The sequence below is a fragment of the Rhodococcus erythropolis R138 genome, assembly GCF_000696675.2.
Classification (GTDB): domain Bacteria; phylum Actinomycetota; class Actinomycetes; order Mycobacteriales; family Mycobacteriaceae; genus Rhodococcus_F; species Rhodococcus_F erythropolis.
This window is the reverse complement of sequence record NZ_CP007255.1, coordinates 1,030,043-1,050,375: the sequence shown is the minus strand read 5'-3', so window position 1 is coordinate 1,050,375 and position 20,333 is coordinate 1,030,043. Positions and strand designations below refer to the sequence as shown.

Here is a 20,333-nt window from a genome sequence, read left to right as displayed (position 1 = left end):
GAGGCCGGTTCCCGGACCCGGCTTCAAGCCGAGAGCTCGATCGTTTCGAGCGCTACTCAAGGAGAATGTGAATGGTGTCGACGTTGATGCGCCGAGGAGTAGGGGTGGCCGCATCCTTGACCGGATGCGTTGCCCTGGTCGTCGGCGGAGCGGGAGTTTCATCCGCCGCTGATGTGAACCTTCCGTTCACGGCATCGTGTCACGGGTGGCAGTTCCCCGGTCCGATCACACACAACGAGACGCGTGATTCCGGCGTCACGATCAGTGCCCCGACCGTGGTTCCGCCGAACTCGACATTCACCTACCGACTCGCCCCCAAGCCGATGACGGTCCCCAATGACGGCTACGACCTCAGGTCCGTCGTGAACTGGACGCGTCTCAAGTTCGATTTCGACATCCCTGCAGGCACCTCCTACGTGGGGGCGCAGATCGTGGCCGGCACCAGCTCGAATCTGGGTGGGGTCGCCCCGACGATCACGCGGGTGAACGATGCCGGTTCACCCGATCCGAATGGGACGCATCTTCGTATCTCCGGCAACAACATCACGGCGGGCAACGGACCCAACACCGACGACAACGGCGGCGGCGGAATCGAGGTCGGTGGAGGAAAGACGTTCCAGCTCCCGGCAGTCGACGTCACCGTCACGTCAGGGGCTGTGGGAACCCAGATCAAGCCCATGCTCCGCGTTTCCGACACCAACTCCGGTTCCTACGACAGTGCCGCCAACTACCTGACCTTCCTGCAACAGGAGACACTGCTCGGTGGCGTCAAATACTGGCTGACCACCAATTGCTCACCACGCGACAATCGTTCGGCCGGATTGAACGCAGGCGGCCAGCCGCTCGCCGTGATCAATGTCGACTCCAGCCTCGCTCAGACACAGACGCGAATCGACGCACCCGGTAAAGCTGTCGTCGGTGACTCCGTGGAGCTGACGGCAACGGTCACTCCTTGGCCGTCGGGAGGAACAGTGCAGTTCCGTGACGGAGGGGTCGACCTCGGCGCTCCGGTGGCCGTCGTCAACGGTGTCGCAAAGGCCAACCGCACGATGACAACAGCGGGCGACCACAACATCACGGCGTACTACACGGGATCTGCCGGTTTCATGGAATCGATGTCGGGCGCCGTGACGATCAACGTGGTCGAACCGTCCGAGCCCGAGCCTGGCACCGGTAGCCTCGGCAGCCTTGGAACCCCCGGATTCGGGTCGTGAAAACTGTGAACAGAAACCAGGATTCGTCGATGAACTCGAAACTGTTACGCGGCTCTGCGATTGCAACCGTCTCGGTACTGGCCGGCGGATTGTTCGCGATCGCCGGCGGCGGGACCGCCTCTGCTGCCCCCGAGACCAAGAGCGTGGCCTTCACAACTGCATGCCATGTGCGCGAGATGGACGGTGCGGCAAGCCCGATCACGTTCAACGAGACGCTCGGCTCGGGGGTCACCATCACCGCGCCGACCACCGCGGCACCAGGTGAGACCATCACCTACCGGGTGCAGCCGAACGAGATGAAGGCAAACGGCGGCGGCCATGCCAGCCGTGGAGTCGTGCATTGGGCCCGGATCAAGTACGACTTCGACATCCCGTCGGGCGTCGAATTCGTGAGTTCCCAGCTTGTGGCGGACAGTGCGTACGGCCTCGGATCCGACAGTGCCACTCCAACAGTCACACAGATCGACGACGGCGGTAATCCATCGGCATCCGGTACGCACCTGCGTATCTCCGGATCGAATCGGACCATCGGAAACGGTCCGTCCTCCGCGGTTCGATCGAGTGACGGCATCATCGTCGGTGCCAACACCAAGTTCCGACTCCCCGCAGTCGACGTCACAGTCAAAGCCGGTGCGGCTGGTAGCGAGATCAAGCCTTCGCTGCGAGTTTCCGATCCCGGCTCCGCCAACTACGACGACGACCGAAATGCGCTCACATTCGTCCAGCGCGAGAAGGATGTCTTCACAGTCAACTACTGGGAGCGCTACAACTGCTCCCCGCGGGACAACAGGAACTCCGGCCTCAACGCCGGTGGGCAGGCCCTGACCACCATCTACGTCAGCCAACCGACAACCACCACAATCCAGATCCCCGACTCGATCCAAGCCAGCACACCGACAGAGCTTGTCGCAAAGGTGGATCCGGCTCCGGTCAACGGAAACGTGCAGTTCAGGGTGGACGGCGCTGACGTCGGTACACCTGTCACGCCCGGTGCCGACGGCACTGCCCGGCTACCGCATACCTTCTTCACCGCCGGAACCGCGCGGGTCTCCGCAACGTTCCAGGGAGTCAACGGATTCCAGAGTTCCAACTCGACAGAGACGATGGTCACGGTGACTGCCGCACCTGTCGTCAAGCAGACCGACACTGCCGTGAACGTTCCTACCGATGCAAAGACGGGCGTATCGGTGTCGCTGAGGGCGCAGGTCACGCCGACCCCCACTGGTGGCACTCTCCAGTTCAAGGATGGCGCTGCAAATATCGGTGCCCCGATCCCGGTGGGCGCTGACGGAAAAGCCACTCTGGAACACGCATTCACCTCGGCTGGATCTCACGCAGTGTCGGCCTACTACTCCGGCGCAACAGGATTCATGCCGTCGATGGCATCGGCCCAAACGGTCACCGTGTCTGATCCCGCGCCGTCCGATGTCACCACCTCGACCTCACTGGCAGCTCCCGCGACGGCCAAGCAGAATGTCGCGGCAGAACTTTCCGCAACGGTCAGTCCTAATCCGGGCGGGGGTTCGGTTCAGTTCTTCGACGGTGACCAACCCATCGGACAACCCGTTGTCGTCGGAGTCGATGGTGTGGCGCGACTGACGCACACTTTCGCATCGACGGGCGATCATCCGATCAAGGCGGCATACGCCGGGCGAAGCGGATTCACGCAGTCTGCGTCGGACGAATCCGTCGTAAAGGTTTCTGCTGCGCCTGATGATGGCGGAAACGGCGGCTCGGGCAGCCTCGGTTCGCTGGGCGGTCTCTTCGGTTCCTGATCGCATTTCTCTCGACACTGTTGCCGCTGCACCGATTCGGAGCAGCGGCAACAGCATGTCGCGGCCGTAGTCATAGCACTGATTGATTGATCGATGGAGCACAAGTGTCCAGGAATTCCTTTTCTCGACGGTCGTTTCTCGCCGCCGGGGTCGGCGCGACTGCAGTCGCCGCCGCTTCCCTTCTGCCGCCGTCGCTTCAACGTGCACTGGCGACACCCGCAAACTCCGGCGGGCTCGATTCGATCGAGCATGTTGTCCTCGTCATGCAGGAGAACAGATCTTTCGACCACTACTACGGCGCTCTGAGGGGTGTTCGCGGCTTCGGGGATCCGAATGCGTTGCGTCTACGCAGCGGCCAAAGCGTCTTCGAACAACCCGGACCTACCGGTCCTGTGCTCCCCTTTCCCATCCGCGATTCCGCTGCAGCACAACGCATGGACACCCAGAACGTCACCGGGCTGGATCACAGCTGGGCGGGCGGACATGCCGCACTCGCCGACGGCTGGCACGACGGTTGGATTGCGGCAAAGACCGGTACGACGATGGCGTACTACGACCGGCAAGACATTCCCTTTCATTACGAACTGGCGGACTCGTTCACAATCTGCGACGCCTACCACTGCTCCGTTCCGACGTCGACGAGCCCCAACCGGAACTATTGGGTCTCTGGATACACCGGATACGAGCCACTTTCGCCTAATCCGACCGAATCGGTCCTGCCTTCGGATCCGCCCGGCCCCGAGGGAAGAGCTGTAACCAATGCGGCCTACAACCCCTGGCACGCCGGCTACGGATGGACGACGGTTCCCGAGCGGTTGCAGTCCGCCGGCATTTCCTGGAAGACCTACCAAGAGTGGGACAACTTCGGAGACAACAACCTCGAATACTTCACTGCCTTCAAGAAAGTGGCGGCAGGGCTGCTTGGCCGGCCAAGCCTGCTCCCTTACGAACTGCAGACCTTGGCCGGGTTTTATCTCGCCCTGCCGTCGATGCCGGCGCCGGTCCAGGACGCAGCGGTACTGGCCCTCGAGAATGCTGCAGACCAACTGTCGCCTGCTGATCGCCAACTCTACGATCGCGCACTGTACCGATCCCGGCCCGGCACACTGGCCGCCGAGTTCAGGAAAGACGTCGAGTCGGGCCGACTGCCGCAAGTCAGTTATCTCGTTCCGTCCGAGGTGGATTCGGAGCACCCATCGGGATCGTCACCTGCGGCGAGCGCAACACTGCTCTATCAAGTGCTCGACGCCGTCGCCTCCGATCCCGATCTGTGGGCGAAGACGGCCGTGATCGTCAACTTCGACGAGAACGACGGGTACTTCGACCATGTACCGCCACCTCGACCGCCGCGCTCGGTCGAAACCGAATGGGTCGGCAATCAGCCGCTCGGCCTCGGCCCGAGGGTGCCGATGACGATCATCTCGCCGTGGACTGTCGGCGGTTTCGTTTGTTCACAAGTGTTCGACCACACGTCCGTCACGCAATTCCTGGAGAAGCGGTTCGGAATCACGCAGCCGGAAATCGACCGGTGGCGACGCACGGTGAGTGGCGACCTGACGTCGGCGTTCGACTTCGCCAACCCGCGTAGCCGACCGACTTTGGCGCGCCCGCAGCCCACTCCGCCTCTGGAACCGCGGTGGACACCGACCCCACCCACCGAACAGAGAATGCCCCTGCAGGAAAGCGGCACTCGACCAGCACGGGCCCTTCCCTATCAGCCCGACGCCTACACGACGGTGAACCCGGAAACCGGCTCGTTGACGGTCCATCTGGTCAATGCCGGTGCCGCATCAACTCACCTGGCCTTGTACCCGTACGCAGGTGAGTTCGACGAGCCACGGCATTACGACCTCCTGGGCGAGGTCGATGACATCGTTGCGCTCAGTGATCGCGTCTACAGCCTGACCCTGTTGGGTCCCAATGGTTTCAGGCGCGAGTTCAGTGGAGCGACAGACAGTGCGGCAGCTTCGCTCGACGTCTCGACAACCATCGACGCAGGGTCGCGCGCGCTTGTACTGACCGCGAACAATTCCGGAAGTCGTGCACTCTCCGTCGACGTCGACGGAGACCGACGGAAGCTCGCTGCCGGCGCACGCGGCCGGTGGGCGGTGGCGTCGGTGGACAGCTGGTATCAGGCCACCGTGACGGTCGACGAAGATCCTGAATTCAAGCGGGTGCTCGTCGGACACATCGAAAACGGGCGTACCAGCGTAAGCCAACCGACGTGAATCGACATCGAGTGATCAAGACCAGGTCTGAATCCCCAGTCGGACAAGTCAATCCATCCACACATCCAGGAGGAGTTTCCGTGCGCCGTATCCCGCTCTCAGCACTGATAGTCGCGGGCTCACTGATACTGGGCGGCGGTATTGCCGCGGCTCAGGGCAGCCTGCCCACGTCAGGGAGCGCCGGCGGCACGGACGTGCCGCCGTCGTACCTGACCGACGACGCCGGCCGCTCCTTGATCCTGCGAGGGTTCAACACGGCGTCGAGCGCAAAAAGCGCACCCGACGGCATGCCGAAGTTCACCGAAGCCGACCTCGAACGCGAACATGCCGACATGGGAACAAATTTCGTGCGGTTCCTGATCTCCTGGCGTTCGGTCGAACCGGAACCAGGACAGTACGACCAGGCGTATCTCGACCGCGTCGAGGACCGGGTCAGCTGGTACGCCGAGCGCGGCTACAAGGTCATGCTCGACATGCATCAAGACGTCTACTCCGGCGCGATCACACCAGAGGGCAACAGCGGCAACGGCGCAGGCAACATCGGCAACGGCGCACCGGCCTGGGCGACATACATGGACGGCCTTCCGGTCAGCCCTCAAGACCGCTGGGAGCTGTACTACATCCAACCCGGCGTGATGCGCGCATTCGACAACTTCTGGAACACCACCGGCCAACACCCCGAACTGGTCGAGCACTACGCGAACGCATGGCAGGCGGTGGCCGAACGTTTTGCAGGCAATGACACCGTCGTGGCATACGACCTGATGAACGAGCCGTGGGGCGGTTCCCTCCAAGGCCCCGCGTTCGAAGGTGGGCCCCTCGCTGCCCTGTATCAGCGAACCACCAACGCCATCAGGGAAGTTGATCAGGACAGCTGGGTGTGTGTGGCCCCGCAGGCCGTCGGCGTCAACCAAGGTGTCCCCAGCGGACTCACGAAGATCAACGACCCGCGAGCCGGCGAACAGCGAATCGCCTACTGCCCACACCTGTACCCACTGCCCCTCGACCTCGGTGACGGATACTCCGGCCTCTCACGCACACTCACCGACGCGACCATCGACACCTGGCGCGACAGCGTCGAACACATCGCCGGAAACGTACTCGGCGGCGTCCCGGTCATTCTCGGCGAATTCGGGCTCGACACAACACTGCCCGGCGCAACCGACTACGTCGACCGCGTCTACACGACCGCCCGAGAACTCGGCGCGGGCGTCTCGTACTGGTCCAGTGATCCCGGGCCTTGGGGCCCGTACCTGCCGGACGGAACACAGACACTCCTCGTCGACACCCTGAACAAGCCGTATCCGCGTGCCGTCGCTGGCACACCCACCGAATGGTCCTCGAGCGTTGACCGCCTTCAGTTGACGTTCACCCCGAACCCCGCGGTGACGGCACCGACCGAGATCTACCTACCCGAGAGCGGCTTTCCCGGCGGCGTCGACGTCGCAGGCGCCGACATCGTGAACTGGAATCCCCAAAGTCGGCTTCTCACAGTGGAAACCGCGGACGACGCGGGCCCCGTCACAGTCACGGTGACGCCGGCAAGCTGATCGCGAGCGTCGCAGTTCCTGGATATTTGTCCAGTTCTTTCGTAACGTACAAGCGACGGGTGATCAGCCGACGGAAGGCGAGTATGTCCACGGAGAAGATGTCTGTCCAAGATCGTGTTGCGCGGGTGGTGCTCGATGTCGTTGGCGCCTTACCGACCGGCGCGCAGCGCATTCTCGGTGGCAAGCCGAAGGAGATCGACGGACAGACTCTGCACCCCGAGATCCAGCTTGCACTGCGATTGCTCTCGGCAGTGGAAGGTACGAGCTTCGAGCATCTTCCGGTCGAAGAGGGACGAGCTCAGATCGACGCCGAATCGCGACTGTTCGGCGGTACGCCCATCGACATCGAAACGGTTCGCGACCTCGAGATCCCGGCCGGAGACCACGCGATTTCCGCTCGGCTGTATCGCCCGGCCGGGGTCTCCACGCCCGCTCCACTTTTGGTGTACTTCCACGGCGGCGGGTTCGTCCTCGGCAGCCTCGAGAGCGGCGACAGTGTGTGCCGCTTCCTGGCCCGCCACGGCGAAGTCAGTGTGCTGTCGGTGGACTACCGACTGGCACCGGAGTTCCCCTTTCCCGCCGGGATCGACGACGCCGTCGCCGCATTCCGGTACTGCGTCGAACATGCCGCAGAACTGGGCGCCGATCCGAAATCCATTGCAGTGGGCGGAGACAGCGCCGGCGGGAACCTGGCTGCCGTCGTCGCGCAGTCCACGACCGAAGACGACGTCAAACCCGCATTCCAACTGCTCTTCTTTCCCTGGGTGGACCTTTCGTCGAAGCGCCCGTCGCACAAGATGTTCGGCACCGACTTCTTTCTCACCGACGCCCAACTCGACTGGTATGCAGCCCATTACCTGTCGGGCGGCACTTCGGCTCTCGACCCGCGAGTCTCACCGCTGCTCACTCCTGACCTGGCCGGCCTACCGCCCGCGTACGTTGCGGTCGCCGGTTTCGACCCACTACGCGACGAGGGCGAGGCGTATGCGAACCGGCTGCGAGAGGCCGGAGTCCCGGTCGCACTGAGGCGCCACAGCGGTCTGATCCATGCCTTCGTCAACACCACCGGCGTCGGCCACACCGGACAAGACGCGATGTTCGAGGCCTGTGGCGCTCTGCGAGTTGGACTTTCGGGCCCGCGCTGAGGGCGCGTCAGGAAACGGGGAGTGCCAGATCCGCCCACTCGACCATCGCTTCGAGCACGGAGCGCAGTTCCATCCCCGTCGCGGTGAGTTCGTACTCCACTCGCGGCGGCACCTCGGCGTAAGCAGTCCGGGTCACCAGATCGAACTCCTCGAAACGTTTGAGCCTGGCCGACAGTGTCCTTGGACTGATGCCGGGCAAAGCGCGTCGTAGTTCCGTGAAGCGCATGGGGCCGTGCGTGAGCTCACGAACGATCAGCGTTGCCCACGGCCCGTCCAGGACCAGCAGGAAGCGCGCGACGCCGCACTCCGGAAGCACGTGACCTGATTCACTCATCGATTCCCCATTAGTTCACTTGAAGTAACTGGTTCCCGATGTGAACTATAGGCGTCATGACTTACACAGTGCATGGCGCCACCGGCGCACAGGGCTCTCCCGTTCTCGCAGGATTGGTCGCGGCTCTCGCCGGATCGGCAGGGGCCGAAGTCCGAGCAATTACCCGTAACCCTGACCAGACGTTCGAGGGTGCGAACACCGTCGTCGCGGACAATGCGTCAGTCGACTCTCTCGCCGACGCTTATCGCGGGGCGGACGGGGTGTTCTTTCACCTGCCACTCGCCGGAGACACCGAGACGCTAGCTGGTTATGCCCACAATGTTCTGGCTGCAGCGAGAGCGGCGCGCCCTTCGCGGTTCGTGATCTCTACCAGCGGCACGGTGATCGGCGACGCTGCTTCGCCGCTTGCCGGTCCCAACACACCCGTTCTCTCCGAGCTCGTCGACGGACTTCGCGCCGAAGGCATCGCGGTGACCGTTCTGACCCCACGTTTGTTCCTCGAGAATCTTCTTCTGCCCACTGTGCTGTCGGGAGTGAAAGACGAAGGCGTCCTGCGTTACCCACTGCGTGCCGATCTCGCGGTCGCATGGAGTTCACATCTCGACGTCGCTGATGCAGCCGTCGCGGCCCTGACTCTCGACGTAGCACCGGACGCGGTCGACATCGGACAGATTCCGGCGATCACCGGTATCGAATTGGCCGAGGCATTCGCCGAACACTTCTCGCGCGCGGTAACTTTCGAAGCCGTGACACCCGATGCCTTCGGTGCATCGATTGCGCCGATCATCGGAGCGGGTGCAGCAGCCGGGGTTTCCCAGCTCTACACGGGACTCGAATCTGCCGACAGCGTCGCGTTCGACTCCGCGACGGGTTCTACTGCTGCCTTGGGTATCACTGCCCGCAGCACGCGGGCCTGGCTGGCAGATCTCGGGGTGAACTGACCGGACAACGCAAAAGGCCGGCTCCGCGAAGTATCGCGTGGAGCCGGCCGATTTCCGGGGTTACCGGTGCGTGCGGGTCTTCAACTGGCGGTTCAGCTGCCGACTCCCGAAGTCCAGACCGGCACCGTCACTGGTGGCCAGCACGGTGAGTCCAGCGGCGACCAGCAACGAAATAAGCACAACGCTCATGGTGAGTCACCTTTCTTCCTGTCGTGAAACGGTTTTGCGCCTCCGGGAAATGCCGACATATCCGGCACCCCACTTCAGCTGACCTCAAAGTATCTGTAACTATGGGTTACGCGCAATGTGTGGTCCCTCACCTGAAAGCGCAGGGTGATGCGCAGATCACGCTGCATTCGATGGCGGACTTACCCGGCCAGAACCATGCTCACGAACTCGTCGGCGAGCGCGTGAGCGTCCGCACCGCTGCCAGGAACCACATCTGGCGCACTGTGCACCAATTGCATCTGCCCCAGGTACATCGAATAGGCAAGTACGCCACGATGTTCCGCTTTCTGCCTGTCCATCCCCAGATCGACCAACAACGTCACGATGTAGGCGACTCGACGCTCGGTGACACGTCGAACCGCCGCCGAAACCACAGGATGGTCGATCCCGGCAAGCAGTTCCAACTCCGCACGGCGACCGGCCAGTCCGGTTGTGACCGCGTCGACCAGGCGACGCAACCTCACCTCTGCCGGTTCGCCGGAGGCCTCGACGGAAGAGATCAGTCGCTCGGTTGCCAGAACTTCCCATCGATCGAGCGCAGCCTGCAGCAATTCGTCACGGTTCGCAAAATGCCAATAGAAGGAACCCTTGGTCGATCCCAGCGTGCGTGCCACCTTCTCCACAGCGACGGAACCTGGCCCGTGGCTGGTCAGAGCCTCGAAAGCAGCATCGATCCACTGATCACGGGAGAGTCGGGCGCGGGCATTCGTCACCTCCGTACGGTACCGTATGGGTAAGTTCCATACGGCACCGTACGGAGGATGAAATGACACTCGCATTCAAGGCAATGCCTGCACCGGACTGGGCTGAAGCCACCACGATCACCATCCCGTCTGTTCCGACCCATACTTCCGAGGAGTGGGCGCAGGCCGTCTTCGACGTCAGGAATGTCCCCGCACCAGTCCTCGCGATGTTCTGGCTCAGGGAGCGGGTAGTCGGACTGCTCGGCATCGCCAAGGGACGCCCGGACACCTTTGCCGTCGACAAGATCGCCGACGGCGAGGCTCTCATCGAGGCGGACGAGAAACACCTACGATTCGTCGCCTCGGTTCGGGCCGACAACGACGCCGGTCTCCTGCACGTCCTCACTGCCGTGGAGCTGAAGAACCGCGCGGGCCGAATCTACTTCGCACCCGTTCAGGTACTGCACGGCGTGATCACGCGGGCAATGATGACGTCTGCTCGAAAGAGACTGTGCACGTGATCAACCGTCCGGACCGCCCTTGAGTTCGAGGCTGATCTGATCGGCATCCAGCGCGGCCAGTGCCGATCCGAGCATCCGTGCGTCGAACAGGCCGTCGTCCCGCGCGTCGAGTAGCGCTCGACGCTGCGCGTCGATCACGTCGAGCCGGGTCTTCTTCTTCGACTGCCCCTCGGGTGGAACGAAACTCGCAGAAGCATCCTCGAGTAGAGCGAGCAAACGTCGATGTTCGTCGAGTTCGGAATCGGTGAGGTCCTGCGCTGCCGGACCGACCGCCACTACGACGCGCTTCAACGTCCCACCCTGAAGGATCAACGAGCCGGCTGCGACCAGGAACGCCACCAAGATCAGAAGCGATCGACTCGGAGTGTCTTCCGGAAGAGTCTGCGCGGCAGCCAGAGTGACCGCTCCGCGCATACCGGCCCAGATGACGATCGTCCCTTCACGCCATCCCAACGGCGCGGCAAGGTAGTAATCGATATCGGCAACCGTCCGCCGCACCCGAATCTTGAACCGTTCCATCTGATTCGCCGAAGGCGCCCGGCGCCTGCTACGCCGCCCTTCGTCCGGTGGGTAATCCTCCGGATTGTCGAGACGATTCGCGATGTCGGAGAGTCTGGGTTTCATGCGTTCGCGAAAGTTTGCCCGCGCTTGGAGTGCTCGCAGTAGCGGCGCGACGTACAGAGCCCGAACCAAGATCGTGAGGAACAGTGCACCCGCAGCGACGAAGACTGCGGTGGTTATTCCCTCGTGGTCGACCCGGACATCGTCGACTATCGACGAGAGTTCGAGGCCCATCACCAGGAAGATCGCACCTTCGAGGACCAGTTCGACTGTGCGCCAGTTCTGGGAGTCCGACAGCCGATGACGCGGCGAAAGCTTCCGAGGAGCGTCGTAGCCGGTGACGAGCCCGGCCACGACGGCAGCAACCAACCCCGATGCACCCAACTCTTCGGCGGGGATCGCGGCCAGAAACGGCACCGTGAACGAGATGACCGTGTTGACCGTCGAGTCGGTGACACGGGCACGAACCATCAGGTTGACCTTGCCGACGACAACACCGATGACCGCGGCCACGACGACGGCAAAAGCGAACTTGCCCAACACACTCCACAGCGATACCGACGCGGCCGCTCCGGCGATGGCAGTACGCAACAGGACCAGAGCGGTAGCGTCGTTGAGCAGGCTTTCGCCTTCGAGGATCGACACCACCCGCGGCGAGACCGGGAGTTTCTTGACGATGGACGTCGCGACGGCATCCGTCGGGCTCACAATCGCGCCGAGTGCAATGCCCCACCAGATGCCGAGTCCTGGTATCACCCAGGAGAAGAACACACCCAGAACAAGCGCACTCACCACGACGAGGAGAACTGAGAGCCCACCGATAGCACCGAATTCACGCCGAAACTCCATCGACGGCATCGAGACCGAAGCTGAGTACAGCAGCGGCGGAAGCACACCCGCGAGAATCCATTCCGGATCGATGTCCACTGCTGGGACAAAGGGGAGGAGGCTGACAACGATCCCGGCCATCACCAGAATCAGCGGCGCCGCGACTCCGATCCGCGCCCCCAGCGTCGAGGCGGCGACGATTCCGAGTAGTCCCAGCACAACGATGATCAGAGCATCCACAGTTCCCCCGCACTCCGGCTTGTGTACCCCGCTCTTTTTACACCTGTGCCGGCGCCGGGGGCGAGACCCGCCACGCGACGGCGATCAGAAGAACCGTGAATGCCGAAGCAGGCCACAGAGCGTGAAGGCCGATCCACCGATGAACGAGCGCACCGACTACCGCGCCCGCGATCAACCCCGCGCACATCCCGAAGTGCTGCAGCCACGCCCACTTCGGGCCGCCCAGAAAGGCTCCGGTGAGACGCTGGCCCATCTTGACCAGCGCACCGGTCATGTACGTGACACCGATCGTCACCTCACCGTCGCGTTGGAACACCGAGTTGACGGCTCCCATCGCCAGGGCCATCGCCGAGATCGCGCCTGGGGTGACGTCGAGGCTGCTCATCACCGAACCGATGGCCAGCAGTCCAGCCACAACCGCAAGCACTGTGACCTTGCGCGTCCGGACGGAGTACCGCTCCGTGAAGTGGGTGACGACGGTTCCCAGCGCGATTCCCAGGAGGAAGAGCACGATGATGCCGCCTGCCACCCGCGCGGTCGACCACACCCCGTCGGCAAATGCGACGCTCGCCTGCGTCATGTTGCCGCTCATGAACGAAACGAAAGGCCCACCGAGCGTGATGAATCCGAGCGCGTCGACGTAACCGGCCAACCCGGCGAGCGCTGTCGCCAGGCCGATCAGCGACCTGCTGTATCCCGTCACCCGACGAGCTCGGTTCAGCTCAGCTTGCTGGTGCGCAGCTCGTGGCCCTTGGACGTCTTGCAGCGGCCGGTCTCGAGATCCCACTGCCAGCCGTGCAGATCGCAGGTGAGGTTGGTGCCGTCGACGACACCGAACTTCGACAGGTCAGCCTTGAGGTGGGGGCAACGACGCTGAATCTCGTAGCCACCCAACTCGATAGACGCGCTGTCGTCGTGCGCCTCGGCGAACCAGCCGTCGGCGTATGCGATGCGTTCGTCGGTGAGGCACTTGAAGAACGTGTAGAGGAACTCGTTGTACCCACCGATGCGCCACGCCGTGAAGCGTGTCGACAGGAAAATGGTGTTGACCCAGTCTGGCTCGTCGTCACGCAGAACGGTGCGAACCAGTTCGGGAGCAATGCGGAAGCCGTAGCGGTACTTACCTTCTCCGTCGATGGGCTCGCGAACGATCCGCTTCGGGAAGTCGAGGACGACCGTCTCCTCTCCCATCACGAGTCCGACGGGGTAGCCGATACCGTCGCAGATCAGATCGGACTGCGCCATGATCGGCTCGAACTTGGCCTTCAGACCGTCGAGCAGCGGCTCGCCTTCGGCCGGAGCCCACGTAGCCTTCTGCGCGGCGATGACCGGTGCCATCTTCTGCGCCATCTTCTCGATGTACTCGGCCTTGTTCGAGAAGATCTTGTCGACGTCCGCGTCCGGGATGGGATGCGTCAGGGCGACCTTCTCGCTTCCCCGAAGTTCGACGGCCGAGCCGGGGATCATCAGCAGACCACGATCGTTGCCGTTGATGCGCATCTGCTCGAGGAACGTGATCTGGTCGGGGAAGATGTTTCCCTCGTCGCCGTGATCGTCGTTGAGGTAACGCAGGTCGTCGTCGAGGAAGACCGGCGGGCCGGCCGACGGTACAACCCAGGCAGCGTCGACCTGGGAGATGTAGTTGCGGCAGCGGTCCATGCCGCGCTGACGCTTCTGCTTGCCGAAGTTGCGCTTGGTGCCCTTCGGGATGTCGTAGACCATCGGGTACCAGATCGCGCCCGAGTACTGCAGCAGATGGATGTCGACCTTCCCGAAGGCGTCGGTCAGCGGGTCGAGGTCGACGGGCCTGGCGTCGTTCATGTTGAAACAGGTGGTCTCCCCGTCTGAGACGACCAGGCCTGAGTCACCGATCGGACCGTCCGCCGGAGCGCGCAAAGCGATGATCATGATGTCGAGATCGCCCTTGGGACCGCTGACGGTGTGCTTGACGGAGTCTTCCGTCTCGAAGAACTTGTGGAAGCCGAGCTTCTCGAGCTCACGCTTGAGGTCCGGCACCGGGTAATCGGGGAGCAGGACGGTGGCGTCCTTGTTGACGTGCGCGATCAGGTTCTTCGGATCGAAGTGATCCTTGTGCAGGTGCGAAACGTAGAGGTAGTCGCAGTTGCCCAGCGCGTCCCAGTCCAGCTCGGTGTTGTCGGGGAACGGCACCCAGGACGCGAAATACGTCGGGGTCACCCATGGATCACACAGGATGGATCCGGCCTCGGTCTGGATGTGAAATCCTGCGTGGCCGACGCTGGTGATCTGCATTGCAACCTCCGAAATCGTACTGCTGGTGCACCCAGCATAGTCGGCGCCATCAGGGCCAAATCGCGATCGAGGAGGCGGCCGGTTGTGACGTCATGCACGTCAAAGGTCGAAAGTGGGTTGTGATTCAGGTGGGCCGGTGACGCCGACAACACTCGGCACGCTGGCGTGTTCGCCGTATTTCTTGGCGCTCGTGGGAGCTGTTTCGCCATTCCTCGAGGAAACCTCTAAGGCTAACCTAACAAGCATGACTCGACTTCTTTCTCCCTCCACGACCGATCGCGACTACTGGGCGATCGTGGACAACCTGACGCGGCGCGGTTTCTTCGGCGTCGGCGCGGGCGTCGCTGCGGCCGCGTTTCTCGCCGCCTGCAGCAGCACGGAAAGTTCGACGCCCGATAACGCGGAGACCTTCGAGTTCACACGCGGCGACGAGAAGCTGATCATTCCGACGGACCCCCAGAACGTCGTTGCGCTCGATCCGCGGGACGGCCTCGAATTGTCGATCCTTGCGGGGTACCCGGTGACCGCCTACCCGACCGGCGCCGCCGAACACCTGCGCCGCGAGGTCCCGGATGCCACCGGTGTCGAGATCTTCGCCGAAGGTGCTTCGGATCCCAACTTCGAATACATCTCGACCCTCGGCGCGGACCTTCTCGTCCTCAGCGCCGGCTGGTGGGACAACGGGTCGTACGGCAACGACCGGATGCAGCAGATCGCACCGGTCCTGCCCGTCGGCAAGGACTTCACCCCGGAATGGCGGAAGGTCATGTCGGACTTCCTCACCGGCATCGGGCGCAGCGATCGCGCCGAAGAAGTACTCGCCGAGTACGACGCCCATGTAGCTCAGGTCCGCCCGACCGTCGAACCGCTGATGGCCGGCAAGAAGGTTGCCTTCGTTGCCGCCGCCGAGGATCAGATCGCGTGGTTCCAGAACGATTTCCGCACCGCCGTCGCCGAGGACCTCGGGTTCGAGGTGCTCCGTGAAGGCCCCGACCTTCGCGTGATGCTCGGGTCGGAGCAGTTCAACCGTCTCGAAGAAGCCGACGTCATCTTCGCCTTGGATCGCAGCGCCTCCGGCAGCGCGTACACCTCGCCGACGTGGCAGCGCCTGCCCGCCGCACAGGCCGGTCGCGTGATTCCGTTCGACTACTACAAGGCCGCGGGATACGCCTTGACCGCCAAGGTCCTGGTCGACGACTTGGCGGCCGGGGTCAAGCGCTAGAACTACCTTTTCAGCAGAGTGCGGATCGCCTCGACCACTTCGGCAGGCGCCTCTTCTGCCATGAAGTGACCTGCGGACAGCGTGCGGTGCTCGAGATCGGGCGCCCACGCTTTCCACAGGGCCTCGGCGTCGTAACCGAGCATCGAACCCCAGTCCTGCTGAATGACCGTGACCGGCATGTGCAGTTGGTTGTCCGCATCCCGATCGACCCGATCGTGTTCGATGTCGATGCCTGCCGACGCCCGGTAATCGGCAACGATCGACGGCACCGCCTCCCGTGAGGCCCGCAGATATTCCGCCCGCACGTCTACCGGAATCGCTTCGCGGTTCTGCGTCCACACGTCGAGAAAGTACTCGAAGAACGCGTCGGCGCTGGCGCTGATCATCTGCTCGGGGAGACCGGGTGGCTGAGCCATGAGATAGAGATGGAATGCCACAGCAGCATTCGATCCGTGCAGGATGTCCCACATATCCAAGGTCGGGAGCACGTCCAGCGAACCGAGCTGTGTGATCACATCCGGGTGGTCCAGCCCAGCTCTGACGGCAACCAGCGCACCACGATCGTGGCCGACGAGGGCGAACTTCTCGTGTCCCAGCTTCTTCGCCACCTCGACAATGTCGGCAGCCATTGTTCTTTTGGAGTAGGTGTCCGGGTTTTCCTCGACCGGTTTGTCGCTGGCTCCGTATCCGCGGAGATCCGGGCAGATGACGGTGTGATCCGACGCCAACGCAGTGGCGACGTGACGCCACATGAGGTGCGTCTGGGGGAAACCGTGAAGAAGGACGAGTGGTGTTCCGTTTCCGCCGACCGCGACGTTGAGCCGCACTCCGTCTGCTGTGGAAATCTGCTGGTAGTCGAAGCCTGGAATGGTGATCGTCATCGGTCGCTCTCGTTGGTCGGGGTGATGGCAATCAGCTTCGCCGTAGTCGATGAGCATTCGATGAGCGCGATAACGTGGGGAAATGCGAGACCACATATTTTTCGGAGTTCTCGGACCCGTGGTCGCGTGGAACGATTCGTCAGGGTTGATCGATCTGAAGGGCCCGCGACACCGAGCGGTTCTCGCTCGTCTGATCATTGCCCGAGGACGTGTTGTTCCGGTGGACGTGATTGTCGACGACTTCTGGGTCGATCCTCCAGCCGGGGCGACCAGTGCAATACGTACGTTCGTTTCCGCACTGAGGCGCGCACTCGAACCGGATCGCGCCCCGCGAACGAAGCCGAAAGTCATTGTCACCGAAGGCCCTGGCTACGCCTTTCGTGCTGCACCCGACGCGGTCGACGCTTGGGAATTCGAAAGACTGGTACGTGAAGCCGCCGATTCGACGCCGGCGCAATCACTCGAACTGCTCCGAACCGCGCTCCAACTGTGGAGAGGGCCGGCCTACGCGGAGTTCGCCGAAGAACCGTGGGCTCGATCGGAGCGGTCACGCCTCGAGGAACTGCGTCTGACTGCCGTCGAACGCTTCGCATCCGCGCAACTCGATCTCGGGCGAACTGCCGAAGCGATTCCCGATCTGGACGCCCACGTCACGGAACACCCTTGGCGCGAGGACGGTTGGCGACTACTCGCTCTCGCGCTGTACCGGTCCAACCGTCAAGGCGATGCTCTGGCAGTCCTACGTCGCGCACGCGAGCTACTCGCCGAAGAGTTGGGCATCGACCCCGGGCCACGACTGACCGACCTCGAGTCCGACATTCTCCGCCGCGAAAACCACCTGGATCCTGTAGCGGCAGAACAGATCTTCACTCAGGTTTCGGCAGCGTACGACCGGACCGTAGCGGCAGGGTCGAAATCGAGATTGGAGTCAACCGTCGGCCTGCTCCGAAGTTTGGCAGTTACGGGCGGAAGCGGACTCGAGACTGCCCGAAACCAACGACTGACAATCATCGGTGCCGCTGAACAATTGGACGATGTCGAACTCACCGCACGGATCATCGGCAACTACGACGTGCCCGGAATCTGGACACGATCCGACGATCCTCGACAGGCTGCGCAGATCGTCGCGGCCGCTCAGCGCACCCTCGATCGACTTCCGGTCGGCAACGAACCCGCTCGGGCCAGACTGTTGGCGACAATTGCACTCGAATCGCGAGGACTGTCCGGTCATCGTGGACTCGAATGTGCCCGCGCTGCAGTGCAGATCAGTCGCGCTCTCGACGATCCAGGTCCCCTGGCTTTCGCTCTGAACGGATTGTTCATGCAGACGTTCTGGACTACCGGTCTGGCCTCCGAGCGCGACGGCATCGGCCGTGAACTGGTCGACCTCTCCGCTCGACACGGACTGTCCACCTTCGAGATTCTCGGCCATCTGATCCGTATGCAAGCCCTCAGTGCACTGGGGCAATTCGACGCAGCCGAGCTACACGCCGAGACAGTTGATCGATTGGCCGGACGTCACGAACGGCCGTTGGCAGCGGTGTTCACCACCTGGTTTCGCGCTATGCGAACGGCCACTACCGGCGCAGAAGCGGCGCACTGCGAGAAGCTGTACGAAGCTGCGGCGGTGAACCTTTCCGGTTCCGGCATGCCGGGTCTCGAGGACGGCATATTCCCTCTCGCAATTCTCGCCCTCCGCGTGTGGCGGGGACTGCCGGCAATTTTCGACCCGGCTACGCAATGGGGCCCGTACGAACCCTGGGCCCGGCCACACCTGCTCATCGCACAGGGGCAGGCGAACGAAGCAGCGAAGGCTGTCGAGGCATTGCCGGACCCGCCCAAAGACCTACTCTCCGAGGCACTGTGGTGCCTCACTGCCGCGGCGGCCACTGCAGTCGGCGACAGTCGAGTCAAGGAGCGTGCTCGAGCGGCGCTCTTACCTGCCGCCGCCGAAATTGCCGGCGCCGGAAGCGGAATGCTCACAGCGGGACCCGTCTCGCACTATCTCGCCACACTGCAGTGGACCGGAACCATCAGGTGAATGCAATCACCGTGTCACCCCACGCCTCCCGGATCTCGCAATCCAGATCAGCGACGACGGCATCGTGCTTGTCGATCAACAGTGTCGAGCGTGTGTCGGTGTCGTAAGTGGGCCACCCCGGGTCCGCACCCAGTTCACGATCGGCTCCGGTGCCGTAATCACCTGCAGCTCTGGCGAAATCCAGCCACCTAGCCTGCATGCGCTCTGACACGTGACGCGCCGCGCTCAGCCCACCCAATTTGTAGGTGATGTCCCGCGCTCCGTGATTGATGTTGCCGAAGACGTAGGCAAGTTCGGTCCCGTGGGTCGCACCAATTTTCAGCGCCTTGAGCATCGGCGGCGCGTAGTCGAATCGGTACAACCAGGTCGGTGCAATCTTGCTGTGCGCCTCGGCAATCCACAGCGTGGGCAAACGAAATCCGAAGTCACGGGTCAGCCCGAGACCAGCGCCCAGCTTGGACAGCCCCGAATATGCGCCTTCGATCTGCGAATGATCGGGTAGCTCGAGCCCAGGGTGCTCGTCGGCGATCTCCGCGAACATCGACGTGATCACGACGGGATCGATCGGCATCAACGGCGATTTCATCATCCGGAAGAGCGAAGATTCGTCTTTGTTGGTTCCGATGATAAGCGGAATCGGATGTGCGTTGCCGTGACGGAACGCGCGCACCGGGTAATCAGGGAGCAGATCACCGTCGACGATCGGCGCGAACGCCAAAGTGCCGGGCGTCTCCTGAGGGACGCGAGCAAACAGTTCGTCTGACGGCCCGATCAAGTCTTCGGCAGACGTGGACCGCAGTAGACCCAGATCGCCCCCGCCGCTGAAGATCTCGAGAAACAGCTTCGCGACGATCTCGCCACGTTCACTCCCGTACACCGAAGTGGCGGGGGAACTCTCGGCGATAGCGCGATGAAACAGGCCACGGGCGGACGGCACGGTCATCAGCGTCGTCACAGCGCCGCCACCTGCCGACTCGCCGAACAACGTCACCCGATTCGGATCACCACCGAAGGCCGCGATGTTGCCTTGAACCCATTGCAGCGCTGCAATCATGTCGCGGAGAGCGACATTGGGCTCGAAGGTGTGTTCTTCCGAATTGAAGGACGAGAAATCGACGAAGCCGAACACACCGATGCGGTAGTTGATCGAGACGACGACAACGTCACCATTTTCAGCCAATGTGGTTGCGTCGAACAGTGGTTGGCTGGATGCTCCGCGAAAGTACGCACCGCCGTGAATCCAGACCATGACCGGTTTACCCGGCGCATCAGAGCCGGCGGAGCCCGGCGCCCACACGTTGAGAAACAGGCAGTCTTCATCCATCGGAACGTTCTCACCGAGCGGGATCATCGCAAGTCGACTTTGCGGTTCACACGGACCGAATTCTGTTGCGTCTTGAATCTCGGTCCACGGCTGTGGCGGAACCGGTGCGCGGAAACGCAACGACCCGACCGGAGGTGCCGCGTAGCGGATCCCCTTCCAACTCGATACCGCACCTTCCGTGGATCCACGAACCGGCCCGTACGTTGTCTCGACTACCGGCGCTTCGCTGGGTGTGATCGTCATTCGATTGCTCCTCGAGGATCCGTACCGGCCCTCAATGCTGCCAGCATCCGGTGCAAATCGGACATGTTTGCCGGATTCACTCTGCTGGCAGTCATGCAAGGCT

At 62.8% G+C, this 20,333-nt stretch carries 17 protein-coding genes; 9 read left to right on the top strand and 8 right to left on the bottom strand.

Going from position 1 to position 20,333, the window contains the following annotated elements; genetic code table 11:
- The first annotated feature begins 71 nt into the window (after nucleotides 1-71).
- The 5 genes from H351_RS04805 to H351_RS04785 all read left to right on the top strand — a co-directional run bounded on the left by H351_RS04805 (nucleotide 72) and on the right by H351_RS04785 (nucleotide 7,912).
- Complete coding sequence (locus H351_RS04805; protein WP_020909591.1) at nucleotides 72-1,214, top strand: Ig-like domain-containing protein; 1,143 nt, start codon at nucleotides 72-74, stop codon at nucleotides 1,212-1,214.
- Nucleotides 1,215-1,243: 29 nt separating this feature from the next.
- Entirely contained in the window at nucleotides 1,244-2,989 is a 1,746-nt protein-coding gene (locus H351_RS04800; RefSeq protein WP_244891441.1) for an Ig-like domain-containing protein, read from the top strand.
- A 104-nt stretch (nucleotides 2,990-3,093) separates the two neighbouring features.
- Nucleotides 3,094-5,217 carry a phosphocholine-specific phospholipase C gene (locus tag H351_RS04795; RefSeq protein ID WP_029256593.1) on the top strand — a complete coding sequence of 708 codons (2,124 nt, stop codon included), beginning with the start codon at nucleotides 3,094-3,096 and terminating at the stop codon, nucleotides 5,215-5,217.
- A gap of 80 nt (nucleotides 5,218-5,297) precedes the next feature.
- Entirely contained in the window at nucleotides 5,298-6,767 is a 1,470-nt protein-coding gene (locus tag H351_RS04790; RefSeq protein WP_029256594.1) for a cellulase family glycosylhydrolase, read from the top strand.
- A gap of 83 nt (nucleotides 6,768-6,850) precedes the next feature.
- A complete protein-coding gene (locus H351_RS04785) occupies nucleotides 6,851-7,912 on the top strand; it encodes an alpha/beta hydrolase (protein ID WP_021333328.1) in 1,062 nt (353 codons plus the stop codon).
- A 7-nt stretch (nucleotides 7,913-7,919) separates the two neighbouring features.
- On the opposite strand, the gene H351_RS04780 is transcribed toward H351_RS04785, so the two are convergent.
- Complete coding sequence (locus H351_RS04780) at nucleotides 7,920-8,246, bottom strand: winged helix-turn-helix transcriptional regulator (RefSeq protein ID WP_019745900.1); 327 nt, start codon at nucleotides 8,244-8,246, stop codon at nucleotides 7,920-7,922.
- A 56-nt stretch (nucleotides 8,247-8,302) separates the two neighbouring features.
- Here H351_RS04780 and H351_RS04775 point away from each other — a divergent pair, with 56 nt between their 5' ends.
- Nucleotides 8,303-9,187 (top strand): SDR family oxidoreductase, encoded by an 885-nt coding sequence (locus H351_RS04775; protein ID WP_029256595.1) that lies wholly within the window; start codon nucleotides 8,303-8,305, stop codon nucleotides 9,185-9,187.
- A gap of 60 nt (nucleotides 9,188-9,247) precedes the next feature.
- On the opposite strand, the gene H351_RS32755 is transcribed toward H351_RS04775, so the two are convergent.
- On the bottom strand, nucleotides 9,248-9,376 hold the full coding sequence (locus H351_RS32755) for a hypothetical protein (protein WP_003943237.1): 129 nt from the start codon (nucleotides 9,374-9,376) through the stop codon (nucleotides 9,248-9,250).
- A 179-nt stretch (nucleotides 9,377-9,555) separates the two neighbouring features.
- On the bottom strand, nucleotides 9,556-10,128 hold the full coding sequence (locus H351_RS04770; protein WP_020971236.1) for a TetR/AcrR family transcriptional regulator: 573 nt from the start codon (nucleotides 10,126-10,128) through the stop codon (nucleotides 9,556-9,558).
- 53 nt (nucleotides 10,129-10,181) lie between these two features.
- Here H351_RS04770 and H351_RS04765 point away from each other — a divergent pair, with 53 nt between their 5' ends.
- Nucleotides 10,182-10,619, top strand: coding sequence for a DUF2867 domain-containing protein (locus H351_RS04765; RefSeq protein ID WP_029256596.1), 438 nt, complete (start codon nucleotides 10,182-10,184; stop codon nucleotides 10,617-10,619).
- Here H351_RS04765 and H351_RS04760 read toward each other — a convergent pair whose 3' ends face one another.
- From H351_RS04760 to H351_RS04750, 3 genes are read right to left on the bottom strand one after another with little or no spacing between them, the layout of a single operon-like run.
- Nucleotides 10,620-12,248: a cation:proton antiporter gene (locus H351_RS04760; RefSeq protein ID WP_029256597.1), complete on the bottom strand. Its 1,629-nt coding sequence runs from the start codon at nucleotides 12,246-12,248 to the stop codon at nucleotides 10,620-10,622. It lies immediately after the preceding gene.
- A gap of 37 nt (nucleotides 12,249-12,285) precedes the next feature.
- Nucleotides 12,286-12,951 (bottom strand): YoaK family protein, encoded by a 666-nt coding sequence (locus tag H351_RS04755; RefSeq protein WP_019745905.1) that lies wholly within the window; start codon nucleotides 12,949-12,951, stop codon nucleotides 12,286-12,288.
- 14 nt (nucleotides 12,952-12,965) lie between these two features.
- A complete protein-coding gene (locus H351_RS04750) occupies nucleotides 12,966-14,519 on the bottom strand; it encodes an MBL fold metallo-hydrolase (RefSeq protein WP_003942885.1) in 1,554 nt (517 codons plus the stop codon).
- Between the two features lie 244 nt (nucleotides 14,520-14,763).
- On the opposite strand from H351_RS04750, the gene H351_RS04745 reads away from it, so the two are divergent.
- Complete coding sequence (locus H351_RS04745) at nucleotides 14,764-15,741, top strand: ABC transporter substrate-binding protein (protein ID WP_029256598.1); 978 nt, start codon at nucleotides 14,764-14,766, stop codon at nucleotides 15,739-15,741.
- A 2-nt stretch (nucleotides 15,742-15,743) separates the two neighbouring features.
- On the opposite strand, the gene H351_RS04740 is transcribed toward H351_RS04745, so the two are convergent.
- Nucleotides 15,744-16,622 carry an alpha/beta fold hydrolase gene (locus tag H351_RS04740; protein ID WP_029256599.1) on the bottom strand — a complete coding sequence of 293 codons (879 nt, stop codon included), beginning with the start codon at nucleotides 16,620-16,622 and terminating at the stop codon, nucleotides 15,744-15,746.
- Between the two features lie 82 nt (nucleotides 16,623-16,704).
- Here H351_RS04740 and H351_RS04735 point away from each other — a divergent pair, with 82 nt between their 5' ends.
- Nucleotides 16,705-18,663, top strand: a complete 1,959-nt coding sequence (locus H351_RS04735) for an AfsR/SARP family transcriptional regulator (RefSeq protein WP_029256600.1) — start codon at nucleotides 16,705-16,707, stop codon at nucleotides 18,661-18,663.
- On the opposite strand, the gene H351_RS04730 is transcribed toward H351_RS04735, so the two are convergent.
- On the bottom strand, nucleotides 18,656-20,230 hold the full coding sequence (locus H351_RS04730; protein ID WP_029256601.1) for a carboxylesterase/lipase family protein: 1,575 nt from the start codon (nucleotides 20,228-20,230) through the stop codon (nucleotides 18,656-18,658). The two genes, H351_RS04735 and H351_RS04730, sit on opposite strands and share 8 nt — an antisense overlap.
- Between the last annotated feature and the right edge of the window lie 103 nt (nucleotides 20,231-20,333).

What these genes read in the sequence shown, in the direction of transcription:
- H351_RS04805 (WP_020909591.1), top strand. Translation starts at nt 72, where the DNA reads ATGGTGTCGACGTTGATGCGCCGAGGAGTAGGGGTGGCCGCATCCTTG.
- H351_RS04800 (WP_244891441.1), top strand. Translation starts at nt 1,244, where the DNA reads ATGAACTCGAAACTGTTACGCGGCTCTGCGATTGCAACCGTCTCGGTA.
- H351_RS04785 (WP_021333328.1), top strand. Translation starts at nt 6,851, where the DNA reads ATGTCCACGGAGAAGATGTCTGTCCAAGATCGTGTTGCGCGGGTGGTG.
- H351_RS04780 (WP_019745900.1), bottom strand. Translation starts at nt 8,246, where the DNA reads ATGAGTGAATCAGGTCACGTGCTTCCGGAGTGCGGCGTCGCGCGCTTC.
- H351_RS04775 (WP_029256595.1), top strand. Translation starts at nt 8,303, where the DNA reads ATGACTTACACAGTGCATGGCGCCACCGGCGCACAGGGCTCTCCCGTT.
- H351_RS32755 (WP_003943237.1), bottom strand. Translation starts at nt 9,376, where the DNA reads ATGAGCGTTGTGCTTATTTCGTTGCTGGTCGCCGCTGGACTCACCGTG.
- H351_RS04765 (WP_029256596.1), top strand. Translation starts at nt 10,182, where the DNA reads ATGACACTCGCATTCAAGGCAATGCCTGCACCGGACTGGGCTGAAGCC.
- H351_RS04750 (WP_003942885.1), bottom strand. Translation starts at nt 14,519, where the DNA reads ATGCAGATCACCAGCGTCGGCCACGCAGGATTTCACATCCAGACCGAG.
- H351_RS04745 (WP_029256598.1), top strand. Translation starts at nt 14,764, where the DNA reads ATGACTCGACTTCTTTCTCCCTCCACGACCGATCGCGACTACTGGGCG.
- H351_RS04740 (WP_029256599.1), bottom strand. Translation starts at nt 16,622, where the DNA reads ATGACGATCACCATTCCAGGCTTCGACTACCAGCAGATTTCCACAGCA.
- H351_RS04735 (WP_029256600.1), top strand. Translation starts at nt 16,705, where the DNA reads ATGCGAGACCACATATTTTTCGGAGTTCTCGGACCCGTGGTCGCGTGG.
- H351_RS04730 (WP_029256601.1), bottom strand. Translation starts at nt 20,230, where the DNA reads ATGACGATCACACCCAGCGAAGCGCCGGTAGTCGAGACAACGTACGGG.